Source organism: Streptomyces sp. NPDC006335 (assembly GCF_040612795.1).
Classification (GTDB): domain Bacteria; phylum Actinomycetota; class Actinomycetes; order Streptomycetales; family Streptomycetaceae; genus Streptomyces.
This window is the reverse complement of sequence record NZ_JBEXQX010000005.1, coordinates 386,277-399,153: the sequence shown is the minus strand read 5'-3', so window position 1 is coordinate 399,153 and position 12,877 is coordinate 386,277. Positions and strand designations below refer to the sequence as shown.

At 72.9% G+C, this 12,877-nt stretch carries 11 protein-coding genes; 7 read left to right on the top strand and 4 right to left on the bottom strand.

The window, feature by feature from the left end; translation table 11 throughout:
- Positions 1-34 precede the first annotated feature (34 nt).
- Positions 35-760 carry a phosphotransferase gene (locus ABZ098_RS17990; RefSeq protein WP_356592093.1) on the bottom strand — a complete coding sequence of 242 codons (726 nt, stop codon included), beginning with the start codon at positions 758-760 and terminating at the stop codon, positions 35-37.
- Between the two features lie 30 nt (positions 761-790).
- Here ABZ098_RS17990 and ABZ098_RS17985 point away from each other — a divergent pair, with 30 nt between their 5' ends.
- The gene (locus tag ABZ098_RS17985) at positions 791-1,342 is read left to right on the top strand and encodes a GNAT family N-acetyltransferase (protein ID WP_356592091.1); all 552 of its coding nucleotides are present in this window, start codon (positions 791-793) and stop codon (positions 1,340-1,342) included.
- A gap of 217 nt (positions 1,343-1,559) precedes the next feature.
- A complete protein-coding gene (locus ABZ098_RS17980; protein WP_356592089.1) occupies positions 1,560-2,441 on the top strand; it encodes a GNAT family N-acetyltransferase in 882 nt (293 codons plus the stop codon).
- 12 nt (positions 2,442-2,453) lie between these two features.
- Here ABZ098_RS17980 and ABZ098_RS17975 read toward each other — a convergent pair whose 3' ends face one another.
- Positions 2,454-3,374: an NAD(P)-dependent oxidoreductase gene (locus ABZ098_RS17975; protein ID WP_356592087.1), complete on the bottom strand. Its 921-nt coding sequence runs from the start codon at positions 3,372-3,374 to the stop codon at positions 2,454-2,456.
- 70 nt (positions 3,375-3,444) lie between these two features.
- On the bottom strand, positions 3,445-4,221 hold the full coding sequence (locus tag ABZ098_RS17970; RefSeq protein WP_356592085.1) for a GNAT family N-acetyltransferase: 777 nt from the start codon (positions 4,219-4,221) through the stop codon (positions 3,445-3,447).
- A gap of 331 nt (positions 4,222-4,552) precedes the next feature.
- On the opposite strand from ABZ098_RS17970, the gene ABZ098_RS17965 reads away from it, so the two are divergent.
- From ABZ098_RS17965 to ABZ098_RS17950, 4 genes are all read left to right on the top strand, one after another.
- Positions 4,553-5,032 (top strand): nucleoside deaminase, encoded by a 480-nt coding sequence (locus ABZ098_RS17965; RefSeq protein ID WP_356592083.1) that lies wholly within the window; start codon positions 4,553-4,555, stop codon positions 5,030-5,032.
- A gap of 176 nt (positions 5,033-5,208) precedes the next feature.
- Entirely contained in the window at positions 5,209-9,450 is a 4,242-nt protein-coding gene (locus ABZ098_RS17960) for an aminotransferase class I/II-fold pyridoxal phosphate-dependent enzyme (protein ID WP_356592347.1), read from the top strand.
- 19 nt (positions 9,451-9,469) lie between these two features.
- Complete coding sequence (locus ABZ098_RS17955; RefSeq protein ID WP_356592081.1) at positions 9,470-10,213, top strand: class I SAM-dependent methyltransferase; 744 nt, start codon at positions 9,470-9,472, stop codon at positions 10,211-10,213.
- Positions 10,214-10,324: 111 nt separating this feature from the next.
- On the top strand, positions 10,325-11,911 hold the full coding sequence (locus ABZ098_RS17950; RefSeq protein ID WP_356592079.1) for an alpha/beta hydrolase: 1,587 nt from the start codon (positions 10,325-10,327) through the stop codon (positions 11,909-11,911).
- A 29-nt stretch (positions 11,912-11,940) separates the two neighbouring features.
- On the opposite strand, the gene ABZ098_RS17945 is transcribed toward ABZ098_RS17950, so the two are convergent.
- On the bottom strand, positions 11,941-12,369 hold the full coding sequence (locus ABZ098_RS17945; protein ID WP_356592077.1) for a MarR family transcriptional regulator: 429 nt from the start codon (positions 12,367-12,369) through the stop codon (positions 11,941-11,943).
- A 67-nt stretch (positions 12,370-12,436) separates the two neighbouring features.
- Here ABZ098_RS17945 and ABZ098_RS17940 point away from each other — a divergent pair, with 67 nt between their 5' ends.
- Positions 12,437-12,865 carry a PaaI family thioesterase gene (locus ABZ098_RS17940; protein WP_356592075.1) on the top strand — a complete coding sequence of 143 codons (429 nt, stop codon included), beginning with the start codon at positions 12,437-12,439 and terminating at the stop codon, positions 12,863-12,865.
- Positions 12,866-12,877: the final 12 nt, after the last annotated feature.

Genomic DNA, 12,877 nt, shown 5'->3' with positions numbered 1-12,877 from the left:
GGACCGGCCCTCCCGGGACCACCGGCGAGGTGAGTCACCTCAGGTACGCCCCGAGTTCGTGCCGGTGCCCCGCGACCCACTCCATCGCGGCCCGCACCTCTTCCACGACCCCCCGCTCCAGCAGCCCGGCCATGGCCCGTTCCCCCCGCAGCGCGCCCGCCTCGATCCCCCGCCGGCACCGGTCCTGCCACCACAGCACCGTGTCCAGCAGACCGTCCCGCCCGTCGAGGCCGTAGGCATCGCAGATCAGCCGGATGCGGCGCGCGGTCCTGCGCACGTCCTCGACGCCCGGCCCCAGTTCGAGGTACTGCCAGCAGACGTGGGCGATGTCGTGCGTCCGCTCGCCGGGAGCGGCCAGGTCCCAGTCGATGAACGCGACGGGCCGCCACCCGTCGTACACGGTGTTCTTCGGCGCGAGGTCGTTGTGGCACACGACGTCCCGGTCTCCGGCGAGCGCTGTTCCGTGGGTCAGGTCGTGGAACTCGCGGACGAGTCGGGCGACTTCGGCGAGGGCCTCGTCGGTCCGGGCCGCGGCGCGCTCGCCCGGCGAGACGGCGGCCCGCCCCTCGACGTGACCGAAGATCTCCATGCCGCGTTCGTCGACGCCGAGGAAGCGCGGCGCGCCCTGCCAGCCCGCGTTCTCGAACAGGGCCAGCAACTGCCTTACGAAGCCCGACCGTTCGGACGGCGTGCGCCGCACGGTCTCTCCGACCCGGACCACCTCGTTGACCGCGCCGCCACCGAGCACCGACTCCTCCATCCGACCGCCTCCCTGGGGCAGGATCGGCCCATGGACACGAACCGAACCCTCACCCTCGTCGCACCGATGCGCCTCGAAGGCTACGGCGTCACGCTGCGCGCGTGGTCGGACGCCGACCTCGCCGACCTGGTCGCGCTCTACGACGATCCCGCGATGGCCCGGTGGACCCCGGTGGCCTCGCCGTTCGACCTGGACGCGGCACGCGCCTATCTCACCGGGGCGCGAGAAGGGCTGGCCGAGGGTCGGAAGGTGCAGTTGGCGATCACCACCGACGGAGTCGTTCCGCGGGGTGAGGTACTGCTGTTCCGAGGCGGTCCGGACGAGCGGGACGTGGAGCTCGCCTACGGTGTCGGCCCCGCCCACCGGGGGCAGGGGCTGGCCGGGCGGGCGGTGCGGCTGGCCGCCGAGTACACCGTCCGGGAGATCCGGCCGCGCCGGGTGGTGCTGCGCATCGACGCCGCCAACGCGGCGAGCGAGGCGGTCGCCCGCTCCTGCGCGTTCGAGCTCACGGACGAGCCGCCGGTGACGAGGGTCTCGCGGGGCCGGGAGGTCGTCCTGCGCACCTGGCGGCTGCGCGCCTGACACCTCCGCGGCCCGGGGCTCGACCGTGCCCCCCTCGCCGAGACTTCGGCGCCCGGTGCCCAAGGGGGATCCGGATCCCCACCGGGCCGGCGTCGGCGAGCGCGACCACCTGAGCGCCGGCCGGGTGAGGTCCCGTGGCGGCAAATCCCGTTGCGGACGCGGGGGCCCGACGGCAGGCTTCAAGCGCCCGCCGCCCCTCCCCCTGACGGAGACCCGCTTGTCCCTCGACATCACCCCGCTCGCCGATCCCCATCCCTCCGCCTCCAGCCGCCGTCTGGCCTGGCTGGCCTCCGGCGACGACGGTGTCCCGCTCGGGTCGGCCTTTCTGCGGCTGTTCACGAAGGAGGGGCAGGAGCACCTCGCCGAACTCGAGCTCGCGGTGCACGGCGCCGAGCGTCGGCAGGGCGTCGGAACCCGGCTTCTGGAGGCCGCCGTGGACGCGGCGAGGTCGGAGCGGCGGCGCTCGGTGATCGCGCAGGCCGTCCAGGGCTCCCCCGCCGACCTGTTCCTGGCCGCACGGGGTTTCCGACAGGTTCTGTCGCTCGTCTACGCCCGGCTCCCGCTGGCCGACGTCGACCGTGCCGCCCTCGATGCGCTCGTCGAAGTGCCCCACCCCGGCTACCGGTTGACCGAGTGGGAGGGCACCGTGCCGGACGCCCTGGCGCGCTCGTTCGCCGCGTCCCGACGCGCGATGGACGACATGCCGATGGAAGGGACGGACTTCGGCACGGTCGTCTGGGACGTGGACCGGGTGGTCGCGGCCGCGGAGGCCGTCGCCCGGCGCGGCGAGCTGTTGCACACCGTCGCCGTCCTGGACGCGTCGGACGGCGGTGTGGTCGGGTTCTCCGAACTGGTCGTGCCCGGCGACGGGTCGGGCGACGGCCAGCACTACGGCACCGCCGTACTCCCCGAACACCGTGGCCGGGGGCTCGCCCGCTGGATGAAGGCCGCGGCCGTCCGGCACGCCCTGGAACAGCACCCGGCGCTGTCCGGCCTGTGCACCGACACGGCGGAGAGCAACAGGCCGATGCTCGCCGTCAACGACTCGCTCGGATACCTGCCGACCCACAAGGCCGTGGAGTACCAGCTCGACCTGTGATCACCGGGTGGTTCACCGGGTCGCGGCCCGCAGTGCCGCCAGACCGTCGCGGCTGGACGGGTACCTGGGCGTCCAGCCCAGCTCCCGCTCGGCCTTCGCCGCCGACACCCGCATGCTCGACGAGAACATCGTGTGCACGTAGGCCATCGGCCTGGTCGTCCACAGCGGGACCGTCATCGGCCTCGGCACCCCGAACTCCGCCGCCACGCACAGCAGATGGGCCCGGAAGCCGAGCGGGTCACCGTCCACGACGTTGTACGCCTGCCCGGGGCGCCCGTGTTCCACGGCGGCGGCCACCGCGCGAGCCGCGTCCGTGAGCTCGATCCAGGGCAGGACCCGGCCGTGGTCGGCGGGGGCGGGCAGTCGCCGCTTGCGCAACAGGGGCAGGAGCGCCTCGGTGCCGCCGGGGCCGTAGAAGAGACCGAAACGGAGCGCGACTCCCTCCAACCCGGTGGCCTCGAAGGTGAGTTGTTCCTTGGTGCGCATGCCGGCGACGTGCCGTTCGAGCCGCGGGTCGGTGCCGCGCGGTCCGAAGGCGTCGTCCTCGGTGATCAGACGGTCGCCGAAGTCGCCGTAGCCGTACCCGAAGACCATCGACTCGCTGACGAAGCGGCGGGCCCCGGTGGCCCGGGCCGCCTCGATCAGGTGGGCGGTGCCCTCGATGCGCAGGGCGTCGGTGGCGTACATGTCACGATGGCGCATGGGCGCCCTGCGCAGGGCGGTCGCCGCGTGCACGACCGTGTCGAAGTGCTGTCCGTCCACGGCACGCAGCAGGGCGTCGCGGTCCATGAGGTCGGCCCGCACACCGTCGACCGCGGTCCGGCCGAGACCGGTGACCTTGTGGCCCGCGTCGGTCAGCGCCTTGGTGATGTGGCGCCCGAGAACGCCGCTCGCGCCCGCGAGGAGGATGTTCTGGTTCTGGTTCGTCGTCATACCGGTGCGACGGATCGGGCGGGTCGGGATGTGACATCGGGATCGCCGACCCGCGTCGACCCGTCCGGTTCTACGGCTGGTACACGTGCGGCTGCGTGATCGTCAGCGGCGCGAACCCGAGGCGTTCCAGGATGGGGCGGCTCGTGGCCATCGCGTCGACCTGGAGGTAGCGGTATCCGCGCTCCACGGCGGCGCGGGCGCGGTGGGCGACCAGGGCCCGGTAGATGCCACGGCCGCGCCAGCCCTCCACGGTGCCGCCGCCCCACAGGCCGGCGAAGCGGGTGCCTGGCACGAGCTCCATCCGGGCCGCGCTGACGGGCACGTCACCGGCGAGCGCGACGACCGCGACCACGGTGTCGGGGTCGTCCCGGAGGCGGGCGAGCAGTTGGTGCCGCAGCCGGGAGCTGTCGGTGCCGAAGGCCTTCTCGTGCACGTCCGCCACGAGGTCGACGCCCGTCCGGTCGGTGACCGGGAGGAAGCGGATCCCCTCGGGCGGCTCGACGTCCAGGGTGAGGTCGGCGGCCTCGGCGATCATCAGCGTCTCCTCGGGCTCGGGGGTGAACCCGGCCGCTCTCAGCCGCTGTCCGAGATCGACGGGCAGGTCGTGGCCGTACAGCTTCCACTCGAACTCGTGACCGAGCCCGGTGTAGTGGGCGATCTGCTCGGCGATCGCCTTGTCGGCGCTCGCTTCGTCGAGATCGGACCAGACGACGCCGTTCCAGCCGTGCTCGGCGGCGACCTGGCGGACCACCCCGCCCACCCGCTCCACACGCGCGCCGGGACCGTCCGGCTGTGCGCCTTCGCGCATGTCCCGGTCGAAGAGGGCGAGTACCGCAACATGATCCATGCGCTCACTCCATCACCCGGACGTCTGCACGGCAATGGCGTTTACGGCCGCCCGCCGCCACGCGCACCGCCGCCAGGTAGGCGCTCAGCGGGTCGCGGTTGCGGGCCGGCTGGTCGCGGTCGCGGGCCAGGCGATCGATCCGGGCCCCCTGGACGCGCCGCCCTTCGGACGCGCGCGACGCTGATCCAGACGGCGCTGATCGACGCCGTGGGCCCGGAGCGGGCGGGCCCGGCCGGACGGCACCGCCGCTGGTCACGGGGCCCTCGCAGTGACCGCTCAGGGCCCGCGAAAGGCGTTTCCGTCGAAGCGTCGGCACTCCTAAGCTCGTGCCATGGTCGTGAAGGAAACCGAACTGCCGTATCTGCGCCGCTGCGTCGAGCTGGCCACCGAGGCGCTGGAGGCCGGGGACGAACCGTTCGGCTCGGTCCTGGTGGGCGCCGGTGGCGAGATCCTCGCCGAGGACCACAACCGCGTGGCCTCCGGTGACCGCACCCGGCACCCCGAGTTCGAGCTGGCCCGCTGGTCGGCGGCGCACCTGACGCCCGAGGAGCGGGCCGCGGCCACCGTGTACACCTCCGGCGAGCACTGTCCGATGTGCGCCGCCGCGCACGCCTGGGTCGGCCTCGGACGCATCGTGTACGTCGCCTCGTCCGCGCAACTGGCCGAGTGGCTGGAACAGTTGGGCGTCCCGGCGCCACCGGTGCGGACCCTGCCGGTCGACGAGATCGCCCCCGGTGTGATCGTGGAGGGCCCGGTGCCCGAGTTCACCGAACGTGTACGACAGTTGCACCACCGGTTCCACCGCCGCTGACGGCGATCTCCCGGGATGCAGGCCGTCACCCCCGTGCCTACGATCGAGAGATCCCGGACCAGGTGGAAGACCCGGTCTCCTCCAGCGGTCAGTGGGGGGAGGCGCTCGCCTTGCAGTCGGCACGTCGGCCGACGGCCGCCCATCTCTCTCTGGTCGCCGTCGCCACGCTCCTCTACATGACGATCCCCGCCGCGCGCACACCGGTGTGGGCCCTGATCGGTCTCTCCGGTGTCTCCGCCGTGCTCGTCGGCATCCGGCTGCACCGGCCCGCCCACCGCTGGCCCTGGTGGGCGCTGGCGGCGGGCCTGTTCACCTTCACCACGGGCGACACGTACTACAACGTCATGGAGGTGTACTTCGACGCCTCCAACCCCTTCCCCTCCCCCGCCGACGCCAGCTACCTCGCCACCTATCCGCTCTTCGCGGCCGGCCTGTACGGCCTGATCCGCTACCGCTGGGCGAGCCACGACCTGCCCAGCCTGCTCGACGCCCTGATCTTCACCGCGGGCCTAGCCCTGCCCGTGTGGGTGTACCTGGTGCAGCCGCTCACCGAGGTCGAGGGCCTGACCTGGCAGCAGCGGGCCATCAGCATCGCCTACCCCCTCGGTGACGTGCTGGTCCTCGCCCTGCTGGCCCGGCTGCTGGCCCCCAGCCCGGTGGACGGACCCAACCGCTCGGTGCAGCTCCTGGTGGTCGGCACGCTGACCCTGCTCGGCTTCGACATCGCGTACGGCATCCTCCAGCTCAACTCCCTGTGGCAGGCCGGCACCCTGCTGGACGCCGGGTGGATCGTCTTCTACACCGCCTGGGGCCTGGCCGCGCTCCACCCGTCGATGGCGGCGCTCACCGCCGGCGTACCCCAGAAGCAAAGCTCCCTCCCGCCGCCCCACCGGCTCGTGGTGCTGGCGGCGGTCACCCTCATCGCCCCGGGGATGCTGCTGTACGAGGCGATCAGCAACAGCGCCCACCACGCGGCGGTGATCGGCGCCTTCTCGGCCGTGCTGTTCCTGCTGGTCATCCTGCGGCTGGCGGGCATGGTCGTGGCCCACCGGGGCGCCGTGGCCCGCGAACTGGCCCTGCGCCGGGCGGCCGGGTCCCTGGTCTCGGCGGTCCGGCAGCAGGACATCGTGCTGTCCTGCGAGGCGGCCGTCGGCATGCTCCTGGGGCCGACGGTCCGCCACCGGACCCTGCTGCTGTCGGCCGAGGAGGCCGCGCCCCTGCATCCGCGCGAGGCGCGCCGGGTGCCCCCCGCGGACCTGGGCCCCGACGTCGCGGCTCGGCTGGACGCACTGCCGGCCGTCCAGGTGTGTCCCATGACCTCGCCCGACCGCCCGGCCACCCAGGACCCCGGCGTGCTGCTGGTCGCCGGCCCTCCGGGCCCGCTCACCGAGACACGCGGCTCCCTGGAGATCCTCGCCTCCCACGCCGGGCTCGCCATGGAACGGGTTCTGCTGCGCCAGGAGGTGATCCGCCGGGAGAGCGAGGCCTACTTCCGCACCCTGGTCGGCAACACCTCCGACGTCATCCTGATCGTCGAGGACGACGACACCATCCGGTACGCCAGTCCCTCCGCCGCGGCCGTGTTCGGCACCGCGGACCTCCTCGGCGCGTCCCTGCCGGACCTGGTGGATCCCCGGGACCGGCGCCGGGCGGCCCGTGAGCTGACCGCCGTACGCGACCACGGGCCGCGCGTCTCGCACGACCACTGGTGGGTGCGGCACCGGTCCGGGCGGGTGGAGGTGGAGGTGCGGTGCAGCGACTTCCGGGACGAGCGGACCGTGGCCGGTCTGGTGGTCACCCTCCGCGACGTGACCGAGCAGCGCAGGCTGGAGCACGAGCTGACGCAGCGCGCCTTCCACGACTCGCTGACCGGTCTGCCCAACCGGACACTGCTGCTGGAGCGGATCGAACGCGCCCTGCTGCGCGGCCGCCGCGAGTCGTCCCTGACCTGTCTGCTCTTCATCGACCTGGACGACTTCAAGGAAGTCAACGACACCATGGGGCACTCGGCGGGCGACCACCTCCTGCTCGATGTCGGCAACCGGCTGACCCGCACCCTCAGGCGCACCGACACCGCGGCCCGGCTCGGCGGCGACGAGTTCGCCGTACTGATGGAGGACGCCCGGGAGCCGCTCGACGCCGAGCTGCTGGCGGCCCAGGTGGTGCAGACCCTGACCAGGCCGTTCGTGCTCGGCGACGAGTCGGTCACCGTGTCCGCCAGCGTGGGCGTGGCCACCGCCCGCGACAGCACCGACGCCGAGGAACTGCTCGGGCACGCCGACCTCGCGCTGTACGCGGCCAAGGCGGCGGGCAAACGGCAGTGGCGGCGCTACCGGCCGATGCTGCACGCGCGCATGGTCGAGCGGCACGACCTGCAGAGCCGGCTCGCCAAGGCGGTCGCCGCGCAGGAGTTCACCCTGCGCTACCAGCCCGTCGTGGACATCGACGCGGGCGAGCTGGTCGGCTTCGAGGCACTGGTGCGCTGGCCGCAAGCCCCGCACCAGCCCGTCTCGCCCGAGCAGTTCATCAGCCTGGCCGAGGAGACCGGGCACATCGCCCCACTGGGCTCGTGGGTGCTGGAGAACGCCGTGAACGACGTCGCGGGCCTGCAACAGCTCCCGGGGCCCGCGGCTCCGCCGTACGTGAGCGTGAACGTGTCCGCGCGGCAGTTCCGCGACGCCGGGTTCGTGGACCAGGTCGGCCGGGCGCTGCGGACGCCCGGGCTGGCCCCCGGGTCCCTCCAGCTGGAGCTGACGGAGACGGTGCTGCTGCGCCGGGACGCCCAGATCCAGGCGGTGCTCCAGGCCCTCAAGGAGCTGGGGGTGCACATCGCGGTCGACGACTTCGGCACGGGGTTCTCCTCGCTGCGCTACCTGCGGGACTTCCCCATCGACGTGGTGAAGATCGACAAGTCGTTCATCGACGACATCACGCGCGACGCCCGGCAGGTCGCCCTCGTCGAGGGCATCGTCCGTATCGCCGACACCCTGGGCCTGCAGGTGATCGCGGAGGGCATCGAGGATCCGTCGCAACGGGACATGCTGGCCGCGATGGGGTGCCGGTTCGGGCAGGGGTTCCTGTTCGCCCGGCCGATGACGGTCGAGCAGAGCGAGCGGGTGCTGCGCCAGGACGGCGGGCGCTTCACTCCGGGTGCCGGGGGCACGAACGGGCGCCCGGCCCGCCGTTCCGCGCCCTCGGCCGTCGCGGAGAAGCGCGCGGCGGACCTCGAGCACCTGCGGCGCACCAGTCCGATGAGCGACGCGGTCATCGACGAGGTGCGCGGCCGCCGCATCCGCTGCCGCGGGCACTGGCTCACCGACTTCGCCTCCTGCAACTACCTCGGCTTCGACTGGGACCCGGAGATCGCCGCCCGTATCGATCCCGAGGTGCAACGGTGGGGCACCCACCCCAGCTGGTCACGGCTGCTGGGCAGCCCGCAGCTGTATCCCGCGCTGGAGGAGCGCCTCGCCGCGCTGCTGGGCGCCCCCGACACCCTGCTGCTGCCGACGCTGACCCTCATCCACGCCTCGGTGATCCCGATCCTCGCCGACGGCGGTCACGTCTTCGTCGAGGCGAGCGCGCACCGGACGGTGTACGACGGCTGCGTGGTCGCCCGCGGCCAGGGCGCCACCCTGCACCGCTTCCACGCCGAACGGCCCGAGGAACTGGACGCGTTGCTCTCCTCGGTGCCCGCGCGCACCACCCGGCTGGTCTGCATGGACGGCGTGAACAGCATGACCGGCAACCTCCCCGACCTGCCCGTGCTGGCCGCGCTGTGCCGCGACCGGGGCGCGACGCTGTACGTCGACGACGCGCACGGCTTCGGGGTGATCGGGGAGCGCGCCCCCGACGAGCCGTGTCCGTACGGTCGGCGCGGCAACAGCGTGGTGCGGCACACCGGGGAGTCGTACGACGGAATCGTGCTGGCCGGCGGGTTCTCCAAGGCGTACTCGTCGCTGCTCGCGTTCCTCGCGCTGCCCGCCGACCTCAAGAACCGTCTCAAGACGACCGCGGCCCCCTATCTGTACTCGGGCCCCTCGCCCACGGCGTCGCTGGCCACCGCCCTGGCCGGGCTGGAGGTCAACGACCGCCGGGGGGACGCGCTGCGGGCCGACCTGTACCGCAAGACCGTTCGGGTGCTCGACCATCTCGCGGACCTCGACGTGAGCACCCTCAACAGAGACCGGCTGCCCATCGTGGAGATCCCCCTGGCCGACCCGTCCGACCTCGACGCGGTCGCCGCGTTCCTGTGGCAGGAGGGCATCTACGTGACGCTCGCCGCCCATCCGCTCGTGGCCCGCGACCGGGTCGGTTTCCGGGCGCAGATCACGGCGCTCAACTCCGACGAGGACATCGACCGGCTCAACGCCACGCTGACGGCGCTGGCGGAACGCTTCCGGCTGCGGCCGAGGACCTGAGGAGGTGGAGGCGGTGGTGATGACGCACAACGACGACGTGGACTGGGACCGCTGGCCGGTCGCCGACTATCTCGCCGAGAACTACCGGGAACTGCACCCCTCGGACGCCGCGGTGATCGCCCACCACTGCGCGTTCTACCGACGGCTGGCTCCGGGCGCGGTCGCACGCTCGGTGGAGTTCGGTGCCGGGCCCAACCTGTATCCGCTGATCCTCGCGTCCGCGGCGAGCCGTCACGTGGACGCCGTGGAGGCCGGCGCGGGCAACGTGGCCTATCTGCACCGGCAGATCGTGTGCGGTCCGGACGCGAGCTGGCTGCCGTTCCACGCACTGTGCCGGCGCCTCAATCCCGACCTGCCGAGGACCCTCGCGGGCTCGCTGGCACAGGTGCACGTCGTGCACGCGGACGTCCGGGACCTGGAGCCCGGCGGGTACGGGCTGGCGTCCATGCACTTCGTGGCCGAGGGGGCCACGGAGGACTTCGCCGAGTTCGCCGACTTCTGCCGTGCGTTCGCCCGCTGTGTGGTGCCGGGCGGGTACCTGGTGGCCGCGTTCATGGAGAACATGCCGACCTACCGCATCGGACCGACCTCGCGCTGGCCGGGCTGCCCGGTGTCCCCGGAGACCGTCACGGAGGTCTTCGCCCCCCTCACCCGGACACTGTCCGTCACCCGCGTCGACACCGACCCGACCCTGCCGGACTACGGGGACTCCGGGATGGTGCTGCTCACGGCGGTGACGGAGGCGCCGCAGCGGCGACGGTGACCGGGCACCGAAGGCAAGGCCACGTCCTGTGATCCCGCTCGTCCGGAGGCGGGTCGTCGGGGGGCCGCTTATCGTGATCGAGGGCGCCGATGGGCGTCCTGGGAGGCATGGATGCTCGCCAAGGTGACGAGGCGGCGATGCGCCGTGTCCGGCGCCGTGGGGCTGGCCCTGCTCGGCGCCGGGCTGCCGGCCGTGGCCGCGGACGGCTCGGGTCCGGACCTGTCGCGCTTCTACCGCCAGAAGATCAAGTGGTCGAAGTGCGTGGGCATGGAGACCCCGAAGGATCTGCAGTGCGGAAAGGTCACCGTTCCCCTCGACTACGCGAAGCCCCGCGCGGGCACCCTCGATCTGGCACTCGCGCGCTACCGGTCCACGGCCAAGCACAAGCGGGGTTCGGTGGTGCTGAACTTCGGCGGCCCGGGCGGCGCGGGCGTGCCCGCGCTCGCGGCCGGCGGCGACGACTTCATGGGCCTCACGGACGAGTACGACGTGGTGTCCTTCGATCCGCGCGGAGTGGGCAGGTCCTCGCCGGTGAGCTGCGGCGCCGGTACCGACGAGGCGCTGGCGGCCACCGACGACGAGACGGCCATAGCCCAGGATCCGCGGTCGGTGCTCGGGAGGTTGCGGGACGCGGCCGCCCAGTGCGCGAAGCACTCCGGGCCGGTGCTGCGGCACATCGGCACGGTGAACGTCTCGCGCGACCTGGACGTCATCCGCCAGGCCCTCGGCGACAAGAAGCTCAACTACCTCGGCTTCTCCTACGGGAGCCGGCTCGGGGCGGTGTACGCGGCCCAGTTCCCCAAGAAGGTCGGCCGGCTGGTGCTGGACGGTGTGGACACCCTGACCGAGCCCCTGGCCGAGCAGGGCGTGGCGGGCGCCGCCGGTCAGCAGACGGCGCTGGAGGACTTCGTCGACTGGTGCGTGAAGGACATCGCCTGTCCGTTCGGCACGGACGCGCGCGGTGCCCGGGAGCAGGTCCAACGGCTCGTGGCGTCGCTGGACGAGGACCCGGTGCCGACGGATTTCGGCCCGGCCTTCACCGGGCAGGACCTCGTGGGCGCCATCAGCCAGGCCCTCTACAGCGAGGATCTGTGGCCCTCGCTGGAGCGGGCGCTCGCCGAGCTCGTGGAGGACGGCGACACGACGGGGGTCCTCGGCTTCGCGGGCGGCGGCTCCGGTTTTCTCACCCGCGCGCGCCCGCCCTCCGACGACCCGACCGACACCCCCCTGTCCGACGTGGAGGACGTGCCCTTCGACAATCTTCCGGCGGCGCTGATGGCGGTCAACTGCGCGGACGATCCCGACCGCCCCGGCGCCGACCGGATCGCCAGGAACCTGACCCGGCTGCGCGCCGCCTACGAGCAGGCGTCCCCGGTGTTCGGGCGCTACCGGCTCACCGAGTACCTCATGTGCTACGGCCGCCCGAAGGGCACCGACTTCATCCGCGAGAAGGTCCGCGACGTCCGCACCCCGAAGATGCTGCTCGTCGGCACCCGCGGCGACCCGGCGACGCCGTACCGCTGGGCCGTGGAGACCGCGAAGCGCCTGGGTGACTCGGCCGTGGTCCTCGACAACAAGGGCGAGGGCCACACCGGTTACGGCTCCTCCAAGTGCGTGCACCGCAAGGTGGACGACTTCCTGCTGTACGGCACCCTCCCGCCGAACGGCAGCTCGTGCGGGGCCGAACGCGACGACTGAGCACCGCTCGTGCCACCGTCGCCCTGCCTCTACGGCTCCCAGTGCGCGAGCCGGTGCATCGCTGCCGCCGCGCCGGTGAAGCCGTCGTCGCCCAGCAGCTCGCGCAGGTCGGCGTTGAAGCGGTCGATCTCCGGCTGGGCGGCCCGCAGGGCCTCGGTTCCGGAGTCGGTCAACTCCAGTACGACGGCCCGGTGTTCGCGCGGGTGCGGGGTCTTGGTGACGAGACCCGCCGCGGTGAGCCGTCCCACCAGGCCGGTCACCGCCGACTCGCGCAGTCCGAGCGTACGGGCGAGCCCCTGCTGGGTGATGCCCGGCTCCTCCCGCACGGCGAACAGCGCGCCGAGCTGGGCCGTGGTGACCCCCGCCGCGGCCAGGCAGCGCCGGTCCGCGGTGGTGCGCAGGCGGTGGGCGGCCCGCTGGAGCAGGAAGTAGAGACGCTGGTCGTCGGGCTCGGACATGGGCCGATGTTGACAGACGCGCCCGGGGCGCGCCAGTCTCACTTCACCAGTGAAGTGAGGTGGAGAGATGACTCGGACCCTGGACCCGGAGCTCGCCCGGAAGGTGCTGGCCGCGCAGCCCTTCAGCAGGCTGGTCGGCGCCCGGCTGACCGCATTCGAGGAGGGCGGGGCGACACTCGAGTTCGACATCCGCGACGACCTGCTCCAGCAGCACGGCACCGTGCACGGCGGGGTGCTCGGCTACGCGGCGGACAACGCGCTCACCTTCGCGGCGGGCTCGGTGGCCGGCCCGGCGGTGACGACCGCCGGTTTCTCCATCGACTTCCTGCGGCCGGCCCGCGGTGAGGTGCTGCGGGCCCGCGCCCGGGTCGTACGGGCCGGCCGCACCCGCGTGGTGTGCCGGTGCGACCTCGCCACCGTGGACACCGACGGCGTCGAGACCCTGTGCGCGGTGGCCCAGGGCTCGATCGCCGTCCTCGAACCACTCCCCGCGTGAGCCGTCGAGCCG